Raw genomic sequence first — 19,429 nt, 5'->3', positions numbered from 1 at the left:
GCGATGGGGTTCGGCGTCACCCAGCTCGTGGCGGGACTCATGCCCGGCTACGTGGCCTTCGTGGTGATCCTGGTCCCGATGGGCGTGCTCTTCATGACCTTCGTGACCACGCTCAACGCCACCTTCCAGCTGAGCGTCGACCCCCAGATGCGCGGCCGGGTCATGAGCATGTTCCTGCTGGTGTTCATGGGTGTGGCTCCGATCGGCGCGCCCGTCGTGGGCCTGATCGCCGACGCCTTCGGACCGCAGGCCAGCCTGTTGACGGGCGGAGCCGTGACGACCGTGGTGGTCGGCGTGCTCACCCTGCTGCTGATGCGCACCAGGGGCGTGGCCGTCCGCGACCTGCTGACCCGACGCGGGCGCGGGCCCGAGCCGGTGGCCTCAGGCGGTGACCACCCGGGTGACCATGGAGACCGAGCTGACCGCGAGCAGCACCAGGACGGTGCGGCGGAAGAGCTCGGCGTCCAACCTGCGGAAGAGGTTCTCACCCACGAGGGTGCCGATCAGCAGGGCCGGGGCCCCGACCACCAGCAGGCCGCCGACCTGCGGCGTTAGCTGGCCCCCGAACCCGAACCCCACCAGCGTCGCCACGCTCGTCGCGGAGAACGTCACGGCGAGTGTGGCCCGCTGGACCCGCGGTTCGAGCTCGGCCAGCCGCGAGCCCTGGAGCCCGGCCACCATGAGCGGGCCGTCGATCGCGGTCGAGGCGAACGCCGCGCCCGAGAGCGCGCTCATCCCGGCCACCGCCCCCATCCCGCCGGGGATGCGCACCCGGCGCCACACCAGGACCGTGCCGAGGACGACCGTCGCCGCGATCAGCACCAGCAGCACCTGCTCTGACAGCACGTTGAGCGCCCACAGACCGAACGGCACCCCCGCCAGGGCGCACACGAGCAGCAGCAGCGCGGAGCGCCGGTCCACGTGCGCGCGGTCGCGCAGCGCGACCCACAGGTTCAGCGGGACCGCCAGGGTCGCTGCCACCACCACCGCCGTCACCGGGTCCAGGAGCAGGGCCAGCGGTGGCACCGCCGCCAGGGCGAACCCGAACCCTGCGGTGATGCGGATCAGGGCCGCGAGGGTCAGGACCACGAAAACACAGGCGAGGACGTACACGGAGGCGACTCACAGGACGAGGGCGGGTGGACCGGGCCCGGCGCCGGAGGGTGGCGGGCGGCGGGTGTCGAAGGGAAGATGATGTCATGACCCTGTTCGTCGCGCTGTGGCCGTCCGACCAGGTGCGGGAGCGTCTGGACGGGGCCGTGCGAGCCGCACGTCCCACCGCGCCTGAGCTGCGCTGGAGCCCGCCGGAGAGATGGCACCTCACCCTGGTCTTCCTGGGGGAGCCCGCCGTGCCGCTCCCCGGCCTGGCCGCCGCGCTGGAGCGCGCCCTGGAGGGACGCCCGCCCCTGGACCTGGCACTCGACGGCTGGGGCGTCTTCCCCCAGACGGACCAGCCGGCTTCGGGTGCCTCCGTCGTGTGGGCCGGGGTGACGGGCGACGGACTCCCCGAGCTCGCCGACGCCCTGGCCGACGCCGCCCGGGACGCCGGGGTGCCCGTCTCGTCACGCCCCTTCGTGCCGCACGTCACCCTCGCCCGCGCCCGCCGACGCCACGACGTCTCCCGGACCCTGCGTGCCCTGGGCCCGGCGCTCGCCACCGGCTGGCGGGCCGACCGGGTCGACCTCGTCGAGAGCCTCCCGTCGGGACCGGACCGCTACCGGACCGTCCGGAGCTGGGGACTACCCTGGGGTAGCGAATCCCAACGAGCACCGGAGCGGGGCACGTCATGAGCATGCTCACCAACAACCGCAAGCAGCGCTGGCTCCTGCCGGTGGTGCTCGGTTCGATCATGCTCATCGTGATCCTCGGTGCCCTCGTGGGCTGAGCCCGCCGGGCTTGACCCTGACGCCGGTGTCAGGGTCCTAGCGTGCGGCGCATGTCCACTCACACGCTCCGTTCCGGCTGGCTGGCCTGCCTGGCCCTGACCGCCTTCGCGGTCGGCACCGACGACCTCGTCATCGCCGGGCTCCTGCCTGCCATCGCTCTGGACCTCGACGTCAGCGTCGCCGCGGCCGGGCAGCTCGTGACCGTCTTCTCCCTCACCTACGCCCTGGCCGCCCCGCCGTTGGCCGTGGCCACCGCGCGGGTGCCCCGCCGCCCCCTTCTCCTCGGCGGACTCGCGGCGTTCGCCCTCGCCAACCTGGTCACCTCCCTCGCGCCGACGTACGCCAGCCTCATGGCGATGCGGGTGGTCGCGGCGCTGGTCGCGGCGGCCCTCACCCCGGCGGCCTTCTCCATGGCCGCCCGCCTCGCCCCGCCCGGACACACCGGGCGGGCGGTGGGCGCGGTCGCCGCGGGGCTGACCGTCGCCCTCTTCCTCGGTGTGCCCATCGGCGCGCTCCTGGGATCAGCCCTCGGCTGGCGCTGGGCCTTCGTCGCCGTCGCCCTGCTCACCTGCGGGGTCCTCGCCGCCTCGGCCCGGTACCTCCCCCCACTCCCCGGAGCGGCCCAGAGCAGTGTGCGGGAACAACTGCGACACCTGGGCCGACCGGCCATCCTCACCTGCGTCGCCGGGACCGTCGCCGGGGCCACCTGCGGCTTCATGACCTACACCTACGTCGCCCCGCTCACCCGCGACCTCACCGGAGCGGGCGGCGCCCATCTGGCGCCACTGATCGCCGTGGTGGGCGCGGCGGGGGCGGTCGGTACCTTCCTCTGCGGGCGGGCCACCGACCGCTGGGGCTCCGACCGGGTCCTGCTCGGCACCTTCACGGGGATGGTCGGGACCAGCCTGTTCCTGGCCGCGTTCGCGCTCCCCGCCAGCGTCCCGGTATGGGCCCTGGCCTGTGTGCTGGCTCTGTGGGGCTTCGCCGCCTGGGGGTTCGCCGCGCCGATGAGCGCCCGGCTCCTGTACCTGGCCGGGAACGCGGGCACCGAGGCCCTGGCACTCAACACGGGCGGGCTGTACGTGGGCACCGCCCTGGCCGGGGCCCTGGGCGGCGTGGTCGTCGCCGGACACGGGGGAGCGGCCGTGCCGGTGGTCGCCGCCGCCGTGGGAGTCGCCGCCCTGGGGTTCATGGCGTTCTCCGTCCGCTGGTTCCCCGCCACCGCACCCGTGGCCGCCACGGAGCGGTCTTCGTAGGCTGTGGGGTGGCCGCGTACCGGCGCGGCCACCCCACAGAGGTCGGAGACGGCATGCGCATCGGAGAACTCGCCGAACGCACGGGCGCCAGTCCGCGCTCCCTGCGGTACTACGAGCAACGCGGGCTGCTCGTCTCGGAGAGGACGGCCAACGGCTACCGCGAGTACGGGCCCGGGGCGGTGGAGCGGGTGCGCAACATCCGCCTGCTCCTCGATTCCGGGCTGGCCTCGGAGGACGTCCAGGAACTCCAGGACTGCCTGGAGATCGATCTGGTCCGTGAACCCGCCTGTGCCGAGGCCGTGGCCCTCTACGAGCACCGGCTCCGGGCGGTCAGGAAGCGGATCGAGGCGCTCACCGCCACCGAACGGCGGATCGAACGCCAGTTGTCCGACGGACCCTAGGGCCCGGCCTGCTTGCCTGGATGCTTTCGCTCGTGTCGGCGGAGCCGGCATCGCGAGCGGCCGTCTCCCTTACTATGCGCTGCTACGCAAGCTCCCCGCCGCCTCGCACAGCGGGGCCCGGCCATCTCCCGCCAGACGATGAGCGAGGTCAGCCTGGGGTCGGCTGTCCGAGTGGTATCGGCGCAGCGAGAGGCCGCCTGGCGGTAACGCGAGGACACCGCGCCGCGGGCCGTCCGTTGAGGGGGTTGTGGCGGACGACGGGTGGGAGGAAAGGTCCATGCAGCAGGGCCTAGGCCGAGGCACCGGCCAGCGAGACCGCGTGCGCCACGAGGGCCGCGTTGTCGTGCGCCTCCGCGCCGTCGGGCAGGCGCATGGTGTCCTCCAAACCGATCCGGACGTCCAGACCGTCCTCCAGCGCCTGTCCCAGCATCGGCCAGGCCGTCGCGTCCACACCGTGCAGCATCCGGGGGACGTTCACCCGGCCGCGGTCCAGCACCCGGGTGATCGCCTCCGTGTTGCGGCGGGCGTCCTCCACCGCCACCTGGGTCGGCTCCACCAGCACCGCCGCCACCTCCACCCTGGTCGCGACCAGGATGCGCGCCGCGTCCACCGTCCACACACCCGCCTCCACCGCCACCCGGCGGTCGCCCAGGAGCTGGATCAGGTCCACCGAGCCCGGCTCGTGGAGGTTCACCGACACGGAGTCGGGCAACGCGAGGGAGGCCCACCTGTGCACGAGGTCGTAGCGGCGCCAGGGGTCGGACTCCGCAGACAGGGACGTGGTCAGCGACACCGGAACGTCGGGCCCCTCTTCGCGCATCCGCTCCATCAACGTCCCCACCACCTGCGGTTCCAGGGACTCCGCGCCCTGGGAGTCACGCGGATGGACGTGCAGTTCGGTGGCGCCCGCCGCCACCACGGCGTGCGCGTCGGCGACGAGTTGGTCCACGGAGACGGGCAGCGCCGGGTGCGCACCCGGACGGCGGTCACCGTTGAGACAGGCGACGATCCTCATGAGGTCTCTCCTTGCGGCGCTCTCTATGCCGAATGTTCCCGCTCGCACCCGGGTGCAAGCCCCCGGCGGCCCGCCCTGGCAGGATGGCGGGCATGAGAAGATCCCTGCCCTTCGTCGCGGCCGCCCTGTTCGCGTTGGCCCCGACGGTCCCCGCCGCGGCCGCCCCCGTGGACCCGGGGGAGGGGTCGGGCGGGATCGACCACCCGCGCGGAGGCGAGGGGCCGGAGGGTTCGGAGATCGCCTTCGAGTTCCAGGACGACCGCATCTCCGAGTCCAGCGGGCTGGCCCCCTCACTGCTGCACGAGGGTGTGTGGTGGACGCACAACGACAGCGGCGACCACCCCTCGGAGGTCTACGCGGTCGACGAGGACGGCGAGACGCTCGCGACCGTCACCCTGAACGTGGAGCGCCGCGACTGGGAGGCGATCAGCCTCGCCCAGGGCCCCGAGGGGGTGCCCACGGTCTTCGTGGGGGACATCGGCGACAACTTCGGCGGAGGGTGGCCGAACATCCGCGTCTACCACTTCACCGAACCCGAGGTCCTCGGTGACTCCGCCCTGGACCCGTCGGTGTTCACCTTCACCTACGAGGACGGCGGGCGCGACGCGGAGGGGATGATGATCGACCCGCGCGACGGCCGCCTCTACGTGGTGTCGAAGGAGTTCGCGGGCAGTGTCTACGCCGCACCCGAGAACCTCGACCCCCTCGGGGAGAACGTCCTGACCAGGGTGGACTCCGCGCCGCTCTTCGCCACTGACGCCGCCTTCAGCCCGGACGGGACCCGCTACGCCGTCCGCACCTACTGGGGGGTGAGCGTGTACGACGGGACCAACGGGGTGCCGGGCCGGTCGGTGGGCTCCTTCGACCTGCCGGAGACGGAACAGGGCGAGTCCGTGGCCTTCACCCCGGACGGAACCGCGCTGATGGCGGGGACCGAGGGGGCCAACTCCCCGGTCTGGCGCGTTCCGTTGTCGGGGGAGCAGTTGCCCGACATGGCGGCCGAGGCTGAGGCCGAGGCCTCCCCGGCCTCCGACGAGGACGAGGACGAGGGCGAGGACGAGGGTGAGGAGCCCCAGGAGTCGGGTGCCAGCGGCGCCCTCCCGCTCATCCTCGGCGGCGCCGTCGTGGCCGTGGTCCTGATCGGCGCCATCGTCCTCCTGGTCCGGCGCACCTGAGCCCCTTGCGGGACCTCCCGGGCCCGAGGCGCCAACACTCCGGCCCGGCCCGTTCCGGTGGAATGTCGCAGCCAGGCAGTAGAACTGGCATCACGGAACCGGGCCCCTTCAGGAGGACGACCGATGGCACTCGACTACCAGATCACCATGGACTGCGCCGAGCCCCTGGAACTCTCCAGGTTCTGGGCGTCCGCGCTCGGCTACCTGGCCGAGGACAACAGCGCCCTCATCGAACAGGTGGCCGCCCAGGGACTGGCGACGGAGGACGACTCCACTGTCGTGGACGGGCGCCGGGCCTGGATCACGCTCGCGGCCATCCGCCACCCCGACGACCCGGTGCACGCCTTCACCGGCGCGGGGCTGGGCCGCCGGATGCTCTTCCAGCAGGTGCCCGAGCCCAAGACGGTCAAGAACCGCGTCCACCTCGACCTGCGCTCCGGCCCCGAGGGCCGCGACGCCGAGGTGGCCCGCCTGGAGGCGCTGGGCGCGACGGTGGTCACGGTCATCGAGGAACCCGGCGCCTCACACGAGTGCATGCTCGACCCGGAGGGCAACGAGTTCGACGTCCAGTGACCCGACGGGCGCGGAGGGGCCCTGAGGCCAGGCGGTTAGGGTGGTGTTCGCGGCTGCCGCCCTTCTCCGCCCTCACGGCCATCGATGTTCGAGCGGTGGCCGTTCGTGTGTTCGGCCCGTGTGACCGGCCCGCGAGAGAAGACCACCCTCGAACCGCACGGGAATGACTGATGAGCGACACCAGCACCGGCACCCCCGAACCCCAGGGGCCCCACGTCGAACGGACCGTGGCGTTCATCGCCGACCCAAGGGCGACGACGTTCCTCATGCGTGAGACCGTCTCCCGGCTGGTGGGAAGCCTTGGCATCCAACGCGGCCTCGTGGACCCGACCACGCTGTCGGGGGTCGCCGTCGCCCTGACCCTGGAGGCGGAGGGGGTGCCCTACGACCTGATCGATTTCGGCCAGGGCCTTCCCGACGACGACCCGAACATGGAACCCGCACCGGTACCCGGTGAGGACGTCACCATGGCCGAGGCCCCCCGGCTGCGTGAGGCCGCGGCGGGAACCGTACGGGTCGAACTCGACCGAATCGGTTCGATGGACGCCAACCTCATGCTCATCCCGGCCGTTCGTGAGGGCGGTTCGGCGCACGCCGAGTTCGCCGTCGAGACGCTCCCCGGTCTGGTCCTCTCCCAGGCCGAGCAGCTCGGCCTGCGGATCCTCGTGATGTGCCCCCCCGAACAGGGGGTGAGGCGTTACCAGGACGGCCCGTGGGTGCGTCAGATCATGCACGTGACCACCGAGAAGGAGGCCGCCGAGGCCAACCGCGCCAGGGGATAGGGTTTCCCCCGATTTCCGACCGAGCGACGACAGGACACGGTGACGGGTGTGAGTGAGCGCAGTGGGCGGTCGTCCTCCTGGTGGGCGATCACCGGTCAGTGTCTTGGTGGGCTCGCCCTCTATGTAGCCGTGTCCCTTTCGGTTGGGCTGCTCACGGGTTCGGCTGTGCTGGGCGCGCTCGTCTCCGGTCTCGTCATCCTGGGCGCCGTGGTGGTCTGGCGCCGGTGGGCACGGGGCGTCCCCTCTGCGAGGCCCGTCTCCGCGCGGGCGAACGAGCCCCTGTTCTGGGTCCTCGTCGCCGCGGGCCTGATGTTGAGCTTCCTCGGCGGCCAGACCCTCGCGGTGTGGCTCCACGCCGAGTTCGGTTCACCGGCCTTCGACTCGTCCCAGGCGGCGCGGAGCGCGGTTCCCGTGGTGGTACTGCTGTTCGCCATGGTGGTCGCCGCTCCGGCGGGTGAGGAAGCGCTGATGCGTGGCCTCGTCTATCCGCTGCTCCGCCGCCGCTGGTCGGTGCTCGCGTCGGCGCTGGTCAGTTCGCTGGCCTTCGCCGCGCTGCACGGCAACCTCGTTCAGATAGCGGTTGCGCTCCCGCTGGGCATACTGCTCGCCTTCGTGTATGAGCACATGGACAGGCTCTGGCCGGTCATCGTGTTGCACGCGCTGTTCAACGTCGGCTCGGTTCTGGTGCCTGTGTTCCTGATCGAGTCCATGGCTGAACCCATGGTCTTCTCGGTCGCTCTTGTGGGTGTGGCCCTCGTTCTGTTGGCGCTGTACCCGAGGACCAGCATCACGTCTCGCGGGTCTGACCCCGTGTCAGTCCCGCGTGTTCGCGGCGACCAGATGGCGGAGGCCCCGTTCGGCGGGCCCCGGAATCCCGTACCGCTCCGCGAGAGAACAGGCCAGGACCGAAACCGCCCAGACGGTGACCGCGACCAGCAACTGCCAGGCCAGCGCGACGGAGTCGACCCCGAACAGGCGTAATGCCCCGGCCGTGAGGGCAACCAACACGGTCTGGGCGAGGTAGACGCTCAGGGTTCGCCTGCCAGTGGCCGCCAGCGCCCGCCCCAGCACACCCGTCCCCGCCGCGCGGCGTGAGGCCACCAGAGCGATGACGGCAAGGTAGCCCACCCCTGCCAAGACCCCGGCCAACCCCTGGTGCCAGGCCACGAAGGCGCGCTCCAGCGCGGCCTGACCGCCCACCCCCGCCCTGAGCACCGGAGTGACGACGACGGGCAGGAGGAGCCCGACCAGGAACACGACGGTCAGCCCGCGTCGGTACCGCCGCGGTCGTTCGATCCATCCCCGTCCCGCCAGCCACGCGCCCAGGAGCGCGCTGGGCAGTGCCATGGACGTCAGGACTGTTGCCGGTACCACCACGATCCACATCGCGAGGTTGGTGGCCCACCCGACGGGGCCCTGCTCGAACAGGATCTGCGCGGCAGAGCCGTGGTTGCGCGCCAGGGCGGCGTCCGCTCCCACCGCCAGGAGGAACAGCGTGGACGACACACAGACCGCGCCCGCGAGAACCAGTGCCGCCCACCAGCGGCGAGCAGTGACGACCCCGGCGATCATGATCGTGATGAGCCCGTAGACGCCCAGGATGTCCTGGGCGAAGACCAGGGCGTGCACGGCACCGAAGGCGATCAGCCACAGGCCCCGTATGCGAAGCAGGGCCCGGGCCCGCGTCTCAGCCTGCCCGCGGTCAAGGCCCGAGGCCAGGCCCTCGTGGACGGACCTGCTCGAGAGGGTGGCCAGGCCGAAGCCGAGCAGGAGCGCGAAGAGCGGGTAGGCCCGTGCGTCGACCAGCAGGCCCAGCGTGCCGGAGACGAGACCCTCGACCGCCCCGGATGCGTCGAGATCCTGTCGGAACCAGTAGTGGGTGTTGGCGATGGCGATGAGGGAGAGCATCGCGCCGCGGGCAAGGTCAGGGACGAGCACGCGTTCACCAGGGTAGGACGCCGTGCCCGGGGCCGGGGTCTCCGCTTGTCCGCCAGTGCGCATGGCTGAAAACTAGCAGTGGCGAATGAGACCCACGACTGTCACGGTTTCGGGAGAAACCGCCTCACCAGCGGGTTTGTGTTCTTGGGGGTCGATGTTCCAGGTCTGGGATGTCGGGGTTCATCGTGATGCGGTAGAACAGGGTTCGTCCATTTCGGTTCGCGGCCCCTGTCTGAGGAGACCTTCACCGTGATCACCAAGTCCCCTGCCCGCCTGGCGGCCGCAAGCCTGGCGTCTCTGCTCACCTTGACCGCGTGTTCTTCCTCTGATTCCCCCGAGTCCTCCTCGTCCGGTTCCTCTGAAGGGTCGGGCGCTACGGGGCCCTCCACGGTGGAGTTCGATTTCGTCAGTCCTCCGTCGGAGGGTGTGTCGAGTATTGAGTTCCGTGTTCCTGAGGAGGTCATCGATCAGGAGGAGAGATATCGTGAGGACCGCTACCATGATGTCATCACTCTGACCGCGATTGAATCTGACGACCCCTCGATGTGTGCCGTGGAATATCAGTATATTTATTCCGACGGTGGCCTGGATCGCCTCCTCCAGGACGCTGAGGCTTGGCTTGATGCTCCCGACCTCACAGTGGACCGCGGAATGGCCCGAGCACTGACCGATGAGAGCATCGATTCAGTCGAGTTGAGCGATGACTACGCCTCGGCAGTCCTTCCGATCAATTGCTCATCCTCTCCGAGTGATGACGACAACGTCGCAATGGTCAGGTTCAAGCGCACCATGGATTCCAGGTTTGCTTATGCCGAGGTCTCGGTGATGAAAAGTGGCGACCTCTTCATTCATGAGTTCGAGATCCAGTCCTGGCAGGCGGACAGTAATGGAAACTGGATCAGGGATTGAGGTCCCGCGACGATCTGCGGCGGTTGCTGGATCTCCAGGAAGAACCTCCACCCGATGACTGCCGCGCTCTGCTCTCGGATGTGTGACGCTCCGGGGTGGCCCTGGCTCCAAGGATTCATGGCGAAGATGGAGGCAGGGCCGAGCTCAACGGACGCCGGAGTCGCGCGCTTGCTAAGGAAGCAGAAAAGTTGGCCGCTTTCGGCCAGGATCTTTGTGACAGGCAGGCGCGATCGCGGAACCAGCCCTGACCTCCTCAGATACGGAGTCGGGCGCAAAGGGAGCACTTTGGAGTAGTAAAACGGACAGACCCCGTGCGAGATCAATCCTGTCAGGATGAGAACCAGGGACACGCGCCGCGCAACTCACACCACGCGAAGTCATCCAGTCGTGCGGTACGAGGAGTGGAGAGGCGGACCCGTGACGTTCGAGTCGACCCCACCAGCGGAGTGGGTCTCATCCCCGTCCAGGACCCAGGCCGGGAGAACGCGCCACCCCATCCCCACCGCGCACGCTGAATCTCCCGGCTCCCCAGCGGGGGCGTCCCTCAACCGCCCGAACGTTCGACTGAACCCAGGGCTCCACGCACCTGAAGCCCTCTCGATCCCGAATCGCCCCACACCACCCATGGGTCTGAGTGGGTGGTGTGCTCCCGCGCCGGGAGGTTCCCGGAAGTGTCCCTGGGTGATGGAAGCATCGTCTCTCCGGGAGCGGTGAGCTGACCCGGACCCCAAGCCACAGAGCCGATCAACGAAGATTCATCCCCAGATCCCCGACAGGTACTGAGTCAGCAGGTGGCTTGCCGACTCGCCGGGGGCGAAGCGAGCGGTCGGACGCTCGCTGCACAGCGTCAAGGTGATGCTCCCTTGCGAGCGGAAACGGAGTGAGTGGCATGGCCAAGAGCATCTTCAAGATCCCCACCAGCCTGGACCGGTCGTTCCTGGACCACGAGATCGCGCTGGCCGGTGGCGGATGGCAGATGCGACCGCTGCCGGTGAAGGTGATCCTGTTCTGGGTCGCCTCCGTGATGCTGCTCTTCTGGGTGTGCACGTCCACGTTCGTCTCCAGCGCCGACTGGTGGCTCATCGGTCTGGTGATCGTCTGGTGGTTGGCCGCCACCGCGTTCTTCGGTCAGTACTCCAAGACGAAGGAACTGCGGCTCACGTCGCTCCCCGCGCTCGTGGAGTACGTTCCCCAGCCCGCTCGCCGCATCATCACCCGCCGGGGGGCCAACCCCAGTTCCTTCTCCTCGGTCGTGGGCATCCAGAACATCGACCAGACCGGCTACATCGAATGGTGGGACGGCACGGTCGGGCAGGCCTACCTCGTGGTCGGCTCCGCTTCGGTGCTGGTCTTCGACGAGGACAAGAAGGCCATCCTCAACCGTGTCGACGGCTTCTGGCGCAAGACCGACACCAACGTCGAGTACATCTGGATCACCACCAAGGAACCGCAGCGGGTCTACCGCCAGCTTGGCAACCTCGAGCTGCTCAACCAGGGCCTGGAAGTCCGTGACCCGGAACTGTTCGAGCTGCTCGACGAGCGCTACTCGATCCTCAAGAACTACGTGGGTGGCCAGTTCAACTCCATCCACCAGTACCTGGTCATCAAGGCCGACAACCTGGAGGCGCTGCGTCGGGCGCATGCCCTCGTGCGAGCCGAAGTGGAGGGCTCCAGCCTCATGATCAAGCAGGCCACCATGCTGGGGGCCGACGACCTCCACGACATGCTGCGAACCCTCTACACCACTGCTCGATGAATCAGTCTCTGTCTTCGCAAGGTTGTGGTCGGGTCACAACCGGGGGTGAGCCCTGGGGGCAGGATACGGATCTCGTTATGCTGAATCACTCGGTAATGGCCGAAACAAGCGGAGAAAGCGAAGGGCGCGAATGAGTTCCGGCGCACAGTTCTCGGGTAGCGCGGCCGGGACCTCGCACGGGCAGTTGCCTGGCGTACTCTCGGGCAACGGACACGGCACGTCGCATGGCGACCAGTCCGCTCCGGAGCAGTGGGAGAACACCGGCGGTCCGACGTTCGAGAATCCGTTCACCGATTCGCAGGAACCGGAGGTCACTCCCGAGCGCGACGGTGACCAGGAGGAACAAGGCGAGGACGACCCATACGCGGGAATGAGCGCCAAGGAGCGACGCGAGGCGAAGAAGAAGGCTCGTCAGCTGGTCGGCACCTTCGACGACTATCCGCATCTGCTCGCGATCAAGCCCAAGGAGCGTTACGTCTTCCGTAGCGACTACTTCCACGTGGACGATCGCTACTCGTGTGTGCTCGGCTTCTTCCATGACGACGGTTCGCGCGACGATTTCAGTGCGTTCTGGGGCATCAACCGGATCCCCAGCGGATTGCCGGACGACGTCACCGTGGTGGTGCTGGAGCAGGTCCGCCGCAAGGGCGAGAAATGGATCGAGGAGAAGATCAAGACGGTCGAGAAACTCGACCGTCTTGAGGACAGTGAGCAGGCACAGTCGGGGACCATGACCTCAAGGCGCAAGGCCGCGAAGGTCAGCGACGATATGGAGATCGTCGCCGGTGAGCTCCAGGACGGCGCCAGCTACCTGCACGTGCACAACCGTCTGCTGGTGAGAGCCCCCAGCCTGGAGACGCTCGACGATGCCGTCGAACGTATCGGCCGACTCTACATTGACCGGTTCGGCACCCTCACCGTCGCCGCCTACCCCGGTGAGCAGCGCCAGGAGCTGACCAACCTCTTCGGCCAGAACGAACGCAAGCGCGGTAAGGGCTTCCACTTCACGAGCGTGGAGTTCGCCGGGTCCCACTCCCTGGTGACCAACGGCCTGAATGACGCCGCGGGCGAGTACGTCGGATCCATGGTCGGCGACGTCAACAACTCCGCGGTGCTTTTTGACGTGAACGGCTACGACCACCACGTGGTCATCGCCGACAACTCCGTCAACCCCGTGCTGAATCGGGCACACGTGCCCGACATGTGGGGATCGAAGATCTCCCAGGCGGCCCTGCTGTCGAACGCTCGTACCGTGCACATCGTCCTGGACGGGGCGCGCATGGACGAGTTGGGTCCGCGTCTGGACTCGCTCACCGCGCGACTGGACATGAACTCCGGCGACATCAACATGTTCGAGATGTTCGGAGAGTCCGAGGACGAGCTCGGGATCTTCCCCGCTCACCTGGAGAAGGTCGTCCTCATGGCCGAACAGGCCTACGAGACCACCGACTCGGACCGTTCCATCATCCGCGGGTCCCTGAAGGAGACACTCAGCCAGTTCTACATCGACAAGGGCATGTGGGCGCGGAACGCGAAGCAGAACCGGGACCGACTGCGCGTGGTGGGGATCCCGCACACCCAGGTTCCGCGGCTCCAGGACATCGTCACCTACTTCGACACCCAGTACCGGGCGCTGGCCAACTCCACCGCCCGCGACGACGAGGCCCTGCACGCCTACAACATCCTGCGCCTGGTCTTCAAGGACCTGCTGGACAACAACGGCGACCTCTTCAACACCCACACCAACGACGAGATCGACGGGGTGGCCGACGCCCGGCGGGTGCTGTACGACTTCTCGCGGCTGCTCAAGCGCGGCAAGGGTGTGGCCATGGCCCAGCTCGTCAACGTCATCGGGTTCGCCGTCGACAACCTCGGTTTGGGCGACACGGTGATCATCCACGGTGCCGAGAACATCGACGATCGGATCAAGGAGTACCTCAGCGAACAGTTCTCGCACCTGTTCCTGCGTGGTGGCCGTGTGGCCTACCTGTACAACGACATCGACATGATGCTCGCCGACTCGAAGTTCAACCGCTTCGACGCCGCGGACTGGACGGTGCTCGGTCCGATGCGCGACGCGACCGTCACCGAGTACCAGCGCCAGCTCCACCAGGACATTCCGCCTGACCTCGAGCGTCTGGTGACCACGCGTGGAGAGAACCTGGCCTACCTGCGTCGCGGCCACACCAACGTCGTCTTCCACCTGGACCTGCCGCTGGGCGTCAACCCGGCACGGGCGGAACGGCGAGCCCGAATTCTGGGAGCGATACAGCGCCAACAGGACGAGCGCGCGAAGCCGGACCAGTCCTCGGCTGTGGTGGCCGCTCAGGGAGAGCGCGCCGAGGAGAGGTCCCAGCGGGTGGCCAGGGACGGGGCCGAGGCGCGGTTGGACGCCGAGAGCGCGGAGCGGATGAAGCCGGCCAGGAGACCACGCCCGCGATCCCAGAAGCGACGGATCGAGAACCCGACCCCGCCCGTCCAGGACAACCGTGAGAAGCGGGGGCACTAGATGGGCGTGAGAGGGGCGACAGAGGAGATGGAGCAGGGCGTGATCGCGCCCGCCGAACCGGACCCGACCCCCCGGGGGGAGAGGGTCGGCACCTTCATGCGGCTGGCCGTGTGGGTGCTGGTGCTGGCGTTCCCATTGACGCTGCTGATGAGCGCGTTGGGTGGGTCCGCACTCGCCGACCAGGCCGATCAGCCCGATCAGCAGCAGGACGACGAGATCGCCGCCCTGTCGTTCTACCGGCTCTCCTCCTCGATGACCGCGCTGTTCTCCACCGCGCAGGAACCAGGAGAGGACGTCAGCTTCGAAGACAGTGACGAGGAGACCGGCTGGATCACGGTCCTGGATTCCCCAGCCAATGCGGGCGCCATGTTGGGCTACGCCGACCAGGACTACAACCCCATCGCGGGCTGGTTCAACTCCAGCACGGCCCAGTCCTCGGACAGCGTCGGCTACAACACGCTGCTCGGCAGCTCGGACGCGGGTTCCTCGGGGGCGCACGGAGCGCGTGACTTCGCGCTGTTCGGAGCCACCCTGAACGGTCTGGGGCTCGACAACACGAGCACCGGGCTCTCGATCGGCTTCTTCAACGCCTTTCTCGGCGGCATCATCTTCCTCCTGTACACCGCCTCGGCCGCCGTCGACGCCCTCTGGCGCATCATCATCGAGGTGCTGGTCTTCCTCAACCCCTTCAAGTTGTTCTACGGGGCGATCAGCCGAATCAACCCCGCATGGGCGGACGGGATGACGGGTGGGGAGGGCCCACCGGAGTTCCTGGGGTCGCTGTTCCAATGGGTCAATTCCTGGTACCTGGCCCTGATCCACATGTCGTGGACCGTCATGGTGCCGTTGTTCGTCGGCACGTTCCTCATGGGCGCACTGATGTTCCAGAGGTTCAAGGGACCCGGGCTGAAGAAGCTGCTCATACGCCTGTTCTTCATCGTGCTTGGCGTGCCGTTGTTGGGCTCCATGTACACCGGGATGCTGGAGTCCATGCAGTTCGCAACGAAGGAGGGGAACACCGGGTCCACACGCGTGGTGCTCTCCACGTATGTGGACTTTGAGGGGTGGGCGACCCAGCAACGCCTGCGTGTGCCGGACCAGTCCCATGACGTGTACATCGAATGGGACCAGGACAGGCAGTCCCCCACTGGACGCTCCCAGGCGAGTGTGCGGGACCTCGCTTTGCTCATCAACGCCCAGGTCCTGGGGCTGGAGAGGCAGATGGCGCCCACGGCGACCGACGACGACCAGCGATGGAATGACAGCGCACTGGCGAGCGACGGCATCTCGTACTCCCAGACCCAGTACGGCGAGATCACGGACATCCTGTTTCGCTACATGGGCAACTCCCACGTGAGCGCCTCCTCCTTCGAGACCCAGGCCAAGTCGACTCTGAGCGGTGACGCCAAGCAGGACGCACGAGACTGGTTCGAGGACTACACCGGTAAGCCCAAGGACCTCGTCGGCTTGGACGAGGTGAAGCACAACCCCCTGCTCACGGTCGCGGACGGTACCGGCCTGCAGGCCGAGTCGAGTGGTAGCGGGTGGGGCACCAAGTTCTTCGACTGGCTCTGGCAACGGGAGAACCAGAACGATTCGGAGGAGTCGACCCGCACCCTCGCTTTCTCGACCGAGGGGAGTTCTCGCGACTGCGGCCTGGAAATCGCCGACAATTCTGGTAGACCAATCGCCTGTAACCTTTCGCCGCTGGCGATGTACAACTACCTGAACACTGATTTCGGGCCGACTTCCTACACCTCCTATTCCTCTGGTAGGACCACCAGCGAGGCGACCAGGTCCATTCACAATTCCGTGAACCTCGTGGGCACGGGCACGATGAGTTTCGTGTACTGGATCAACGCCGTGGTTCTGCTTGGTGCTTTCATCACGATCGGTTTCGGTTACGCCATCGCGATGATCGTCGGGAACATCCGCCGGAGTTTCCAGCTGATCATGGCGATCCCCTTCGCGACACTGGGTGTGATATCGGGAATCGCCAAGGTCATCGTCTACACGATCGCTCTGATCATGGAGGTCGTGGTCACCCTGTTCCTGTACAAGTTCGTACAGGAGTTCCTGTTGAGCCTTCCCCGGATCATCGAGGCCCCTTTGTCGGGAGCGCTAGACGGAGGGGCCGACGAAGTCGGTGCCTTCCTTCTGTTCCTGCAGGCGGGGGGCTTCCTCACCATGGTCATCGCCCTGATCTCAATCATCATGATCGTCCTTTTCACGGTCATGGCGATGCGTCTGCGCAAGACCATGGTCAAGGCGGTCGAGGACGCCAGCAGCAAGCTGGTGGAGAAGTTCACCGACTCCTCGGCACAGCCCGGTGGAGGCAAGATGCCCAGCACTGCTGGTGCCGGAGGGAAGGGGTCGGGGGCGACGGCCTCCAACCGGATGGGCGGTGCCAGCAGCGCCAAGGGTGGCGCCGGTATGAACGCCGGCGGCGCCAGCGGGGGTGCGGCGGGTGGGACCGCCGCCGCGAGCGGCGGCACCGACAGCACGGTCAGCGGGGACGTGGACACCGACGGCAAGTTGGAGGGCCCGGCGGGAATGTTCGGGGACGACCGGTCGGGATCGGGCCTGGGAACCAGTGAACAGGACCAGAACGCCGCGGAACAGGCCAGGCTGGGTCGTCAGGTGGAGACCGACGGTCTGTCCGATGACCCGTTGGAGACCATGGCCGGTTCGGCCCAGCAGTCTGCGGCGGGCTACATGGAGTCCGACAAGCACCGCATAGGAGCGGCCGGAGACGCCGCCAAGGCGACCGGGCACGCGGCGATCGCCGTGGGGCGCGGTGTCGCTGGAGACGGAGCCGGCGCCGCGAAGTCAGCTGGAGACGCCACTGCGGCTGCTGGATCCGCAGTGTCGAGGAACGCGGAGGCCAGCAAGGCTTCGCAACAGGCTTCGCAGTCAACGCTCGACGCCCCGAAGTCCACGGCCAGGCAGGACAGGCAGATCCAACAGGGTCAGCAGATGCAGCAGGCCGGGAAGACCGTCTCCAACGTCGCCGGAATGGCCGGTACCGGCACGGGCGGCGGAAGCGGTGGGGGCGGCGGCACCCCGAAGACCCCGAAGCCCGCTCCCAAACAGCAGCCGCGACCCCAGAAGCAGCCTCCCAAGCCGCCGAAGCAGCCGAAGCCACGTAAGGGCAAGTAGTTCTGTCCAGCGATAGGAAAACCTTGAAGGACTCATATGGAAAGAAGCGCTGTTGACCTTGGTCACAGTGGCCACGGAGCAGTGATTGTGCCCAGGGTCAACGTTGAGTTAGCGATGCGGAACGAACTTGCTGCTGGCGACAGCCGACAGTTAGAATTGACTGCTGACAAACCCTCCGGAAAGCGCACGACCCCCCGGTGTCGAACATGCCGCCCCAAACCTGTTGAACCTCCTGCCGCGAGGGGCCTACTGTGCCGCCATCGGCCAGGAGCAGACGACTAAGGAAAACCGATAATGAATTTGACCAACCTCCCTTTCGCGTCATGGGACCTCCTCTCGTTCTTTGAGAACGCCACCAACTACGTACGCATGGCGGGCGGATCCCTCCTCGCCCTGATGGGCACGGTCGGTGTCGTGTGGGGCGGCGTTCTCCTCGTCAAGAAGCTGATGGCCTCGCAGCAGGACCAGACCAGCTGGGTGAAGATCATCGGTCTGATCTTCATCGGCGGCGCCCTGATGGTCGGTGGTTTCAGTCTCATCTCGACCATCGCCGCCGGTGGTCGGACCACCATCGAAGACCTGGGCGGCGGAATGATCCTCCTCGGTCTCGACCAATTCAGATAAGGCGCCACCGCACCGGAGTCCTGGGACATGGTTGTGCAACGGTAGGTACTGATGAGGGTCGGCGGCCAACGGAGCTGTCGGCCCTTTGTTCGTTCCACAGGTCGGCTTGTGCTCGATCGTCAAGTCAGGAGCAGGACCTTTGAGCTTGAAAGAGAATTTCTCGTCCTTTACGGCGAAGATGAAACTGGGACCCCACCATGCCATCGAGCGGTTCGGGGTCATCACCACGTGTTTCACCGTCACCTTCGCCATGCTCCTGATGGGAACGATCTCTTCCGCGGCCTCGAACAACCGGGCCCGGCTGGACGAGACCGCTCTGTACACCACTTCGTTCACCACTTCGAGGACCGAACTGTCGGGCGGCGTCGAGGGGATCTACACCAACGACGACAACACCCGGGCCCTGGTCCTCATGCGCTTCCGTGACGCCGACGCGGGAAGCTTCTCCGCTGACGCCGCCAACTACCAGGCCTTCCTCACTGGTTCCAACGAGCAACTGGACACGATGGCGCTCCAGTCGAACATCACCGGTTCGATCCTCGTCTTCGGTTCCACCGGCTACCTGGGAGTGGTGCTGGACTCCGACGTGCCCTTCGCGCAGCAGATCCTGAGCCTGACCCTCCGGGCCAACAGCGAACTGGTCTACAACGCGGACTCGGGTCGTGAGCTGCGGGAGGACCTCCAGGACGACGGCAGTTTCGCGGAGTTCGACCAGTGGCGGGTCTTCCTCAACCCGGGAGCCTCGGGCACGCGGGAAGCGACTTCCCTGGAGGGGACCCGTGTGGACCCCGCCGCCCTCTACTACGAGTTGGTGCTCTCCGAACAGGAGCAGGAGATCCGTGACGCGATGGATCAACAACTCCTGGAAATGCGCTCCTACCTCACCCGTATCTCCGAATACGAGGCGGAGATGAACCGGGTCAACGTCGACGGGGTCTTTATCGAACCACCTGAGGTTCCGGCACAGATCGACGGGGATTCCATCGCGGGCCAGGCTGCCGAAGAGGAGACCGAGGCCACGTTGGATCTCGAAACGGACTGGGTGCATCCGCGCGGTTACGACTTCGACTGGCGTTCGGGTTCGATCGACCAGGGATACCTGGACTCGATCATGCCCGTGGGAGAGACGTCCTACATCACGTTTCTCGGGGAAAAGGCTCAGGCCGACGACGGGGAGAACTCCCAGTTCTCCGCCAACGACATCGAATGGCTCCTGACGGACGGCAACGACCTGAAGGACTACGGGCAGTCGCAGCAGGCCATGAAACCCCTGACCGACATCATGAACAACACCACCCAGGCCTACCAGGAGTACTACCGCATCAAGAACGCCTACCAGGTCGATTCCCACAGCGATCTGTTGGAGCTGGAGGTACTGCTGCGCGGCGTTGATTCGTCTGGCTCGATCAATTCGGACGAAGAGGTTCTGCTCACCTACTGAACCGG

General features: G+C 67.3%; 15 protein-coding genes and 2 pseudogenes. 14 read left to right on the top strand and 3 right to left on the bottom strand.

What is annotated here, in order from left to right; all coding sequences use genetic code 11:
• A partial coding sequence (locus tag D452_RS30310) for an MFS transporter (RefSeq protein WP_152498559.1) occupies nt 1-555 on the top strand: 555 nt, incomplete at its 5' end.
• Here the strand turns inward: D452_RS30310 and D452_RS31345 are convergent.
• A pseudogene (locus D452_RS31345) lies at nt 466-1,089 on the bottom strand (sulfite exporter TauE/SafE family protein); the annotation flags it as partial. The gene D452_RS30310 and the pseudogene D452_RS31345 overlap by 90 nt on opposite strands.
• Before the next feature lie 110 nt (nt 1,090-1,199).
• Between D452_RS31345 and thpR the strand changes: the two are divergent.
• The 3 genes from thpR (at nt 1,200) to D452_RS0110175 (ending at nt 3,543) form a co-directional block, all read left to right on the top strand.
• Nucleotides 1,200-1,790, top strand: a complete 591-nt coding sequence (gene thpR / locus D452_RS0110190; RefSeq protein WP_017544047.1) for an RNA 2',3'-cyclic phosphodiesterase — start codon at nt 1,200-1,202, stop codon at nt 1,788-1,790.
• Nucleotides 1,791-1,936: 146 nt separating this feature from the next.
• Nucleotides 1,937-3,142, top strand: a complete 1,206-nt coding sequence (locus D452_RS0110180) for an MFS transporter (RefSeq protein WP_017544045.1) — start codon at nt 1,937-1,939, stop codon at nt 3,140-3,142.
• Between the two features lie 53 nt (nt 3,143-3,195).
• The gene (locus D452_RS0110175) at nt 3,196-3,543 is read left to right on the top strand and encodes a MerR family transcriptional regulator (RefSeq protein WP_026129160.1); all 348 of its coding nucleotides are present in this window, start codon (nt 3,196-3,198) and stop codon (nt 3,541-3,543) included.
• A 289-nt stretch (nt 3,544-3,832) separates the two neighbouring features.
• Here the strand turns inward: D452_RS0110175 and D452_RS0110170 are convergent, their stop codons facing one another.
• Nucleotides 3,833-4,558, bottom strand: coding sequence for a 3-keto-5-aminohexanoate cleavage protein (locus tag D452_RS0110170; RefSeq protein ID WP_017544043.1), 726 nt, complete (start codon nt 4,556-4,558; stop codon nt 3,833-3,835).
• A gap of 92 nt (nt 4,559-4,650) precedes the next feature.
• On the opposite strand from D452_RS0110170, the gene D452_RS0110165 reads away from it, so the two are divergent.
• The 4 genes and pseudogenes from D452_RS0110165 to D452_RS31695 form a co-directional block, all read left to right on the top strand.
• A complete protein-coding gene (locus D452_RS0110165; protein WP_017544042.1) occupies nt 4,651-5,733 on the top strand; it encodes a hypothetical protein in 1,083 nt (360 codons plus the stop codon).
• A 123-nt stretch (nt 5,734-5,856) separates the two neighbouring features.
• Nucleotides 5,857-6,306, top strand: a complete 450-nt coding sequence (locus tag D452_RS0110160) for a VOC family protein (RefSeq protein WP_017544041.1) — start codon at nt 5,857-5,859, stop codon at nt 6,304-6,306.
• Nucleotides 6,307-6,476: 170 nt separating this feature from the next.
• Entirely contained in the window at nt 6,477-7,088 is a 612-nt protein-coding gene (locus D452_RS0110155) for a hypothetical protein (protein ID WP_017544040.1), read from the top strand.
• 309 nt (nt 7,089-7,397) lie between these two features.
• A pseudogene (locus tag D452_RS31695) lies at nt 7,398-7,748 on the top strand (CPBP family intramembrane glutamic endopeptidase); the annotation flags it as partial.
• 153 nt (nt 7,749-7,901) lie between these two features.
• Here the strand turns inward: D452_RS31695 and D452_RS0110140 are convergent.
• A complete protein-coding gene (locus tag D452_RS0110140) occupies nt 7,902-9,026 on the bottom strand; it encodes a DUF418 domain-containing protein (RefSeq protein ID WP_026129159.1) in 1,125 nt (374 codons plus the stop codon).
• A 249-nt stretch (nt 9,027-9,275) separates the two neighbouring features.
• Between D452_RS0110140 and D452_RS0110135 the strand changes: the two genes are divergently transcribed.
• From D452_RS0110135 to D452_RS0110110, 6 genes are all read left to right on the top strand, one after another.
• Nucleotides 9,276-9,935: a hypothetical protein gene (locus D452_RS0110135; protein ID WP_017544036.1), complete on the top strand. Its 660-nt coding sequence runs from the start codon at nt 9,276-9,278 to the stop codon at nt 9,933-9,935.
• Between the two features lie 889 nt (nt 9,936-10,824).
• Nucleotides 10,825-11,691: a hypothetical protein gene (locus tag D452_RS0110130; RefSeq protein ID WP_017544035.1), complete on the top strand. Its 867-nt coding sequence runs from the start codon at nt 10,825-10,827 to the stop codon at nt 11,689-11,691.
• 130 nt (nt 11,692-11,821) lie between these two features.
• The gene (locus D452_RS0110125) at nt 11,822-14,200 is read left to right on the top strand and encodes a hypothetical protein (RefSeq protein WP_017544034.1); all 2,379 of its coding nucleotides are present in this window, start codon (nt 11,822-11,824) and stop codon (nt 14,198-14,200) included.
• A gap of 6 nt (nt 14,201-14,206) precedes the next feature.
• Nucleotides 14,207-17,359, top strand: coding sequence for an ABC transporter ATP-binding protein (locus D452_RS0110120; protein WP_152498556.1), 3,153 nt, complete (start codon nt 14,207-14,209; stop codon nt 17,357-17,359).
• Nucleotides 17,360-17,653: 294 nt separating this feature from the next.
• A complete protein-coding gene (locus D452_RS0110115; protein ID WP_040693485.1) occupies nt 17,654-17,983 on the top strand; it encodes a hypothetical protein in 330 nt (109 codons plus the stop codon).
• A gap of 178 nt (nt 17,984-18,161) precedes the next feature.
• The gene (locus D452_RS0110110; protein WP_017544032.1) at nt 18,162-19,424 is read left to right on the top strand and encodes a hypothetical protein; all 1,263 of its coding nucleotides are present in this window, start codon (nt 18,162-18,164) and stop codon (nt 19,422-19,424) included.
• Nucleotides 19,425-19,429 lie beyond the last annotated feature (5 nt).

The organism is Nocardiopsis prasina DSM 43845 (assembly GCF_000341265.1).
In the GTDB taxonomy this organism is placed as follows: domain Bacteria; phylum Actinomycetota; class Actinomycetes; order Streptosporangiales; family Streptosporangiaceae; genus Nocardiopsis; species Nocardiopsis prasina.
The sequence above is the reverse complement of the archived record's forward strand: the minus strand, read 5'-3'. Positions and strand labels throughout refer to the sequence as shown.

Coding starts and splice junctions, on each gene's coding strand:
- thpR (WP_017544047.1), top strand. CDS start 1,200: ATGACCCTGTTCGTCGCGCTGTGGCCGTCCGACCAGGTGCGGGAGCGT.
- D452_RS0110180 (WP_017544045.1), top strand. CDS start 1,937: ATGTCCACTCACACGCTCCGTTCCGGCTGGCTGGCCTGCCTGGCCCTG.
- D452_RS0110175 (WP_026129160.1), top strand. CDS start 3,196: ATGCGCATCGGAGAACTCGCCGAACGCACGGGCGCCAGTCCGCGCTCC.
- D452_RS0110170 (WP_017544043.1), bottom strand. CDS start 4,558: ATGAGGATCGTCGCCTGTCTCAACGGTGACCGCCGTCCGGGTGCGCAC.
- D452_RS0110165 (WP_017544042.1), top strand. CDS start 4,651: ATGAGAAGATCCCTGCCCTTCGTCGCGGCCGCCCTGTTCGCGTTGGCC.
- D452_RS0110160 (WP_017544041.1), top strand. CDS start 5,857: ATGGCACTCGACTACCAGATCACCATGGACTGCGCCGAGCCCCTGGAA.
- D452_RS0110155 (WP_017544040.1), top strand. CDS start 6,477: ATGAGCGACACCAGCACCGGCACCCCCGAACCCCAGGGGCCCCACGTC.
- D452_RS0110130 (WP_017544035.1), top strand. CDS start 10,825: ATGGCCAAGAGCATCTTCAAGATCCCCACCAGCCTGGACCGGTCGTTC.
- D452_RS0110125 (WP_017544034.1), top strand. CDS start 11,822: ATGAGTTCCGGCGCACAGTTCTCGGGTAGCGCGGCCGGGACCTCGCAC.
- D452_RS0110115 (WP_040693485.1), top strand. CDS start 17,654: ATGAATTTGACCAACCTCCCTTTCGCGTCATGGGACCTCCTCTCGTTC.
- D452_RS0110110 (WP_017544032.1), top strand. CDS start 18,162: ATGAAACTGGGACCCCACCATGCCATCGAGCGGTTCGGGGTCATCACC.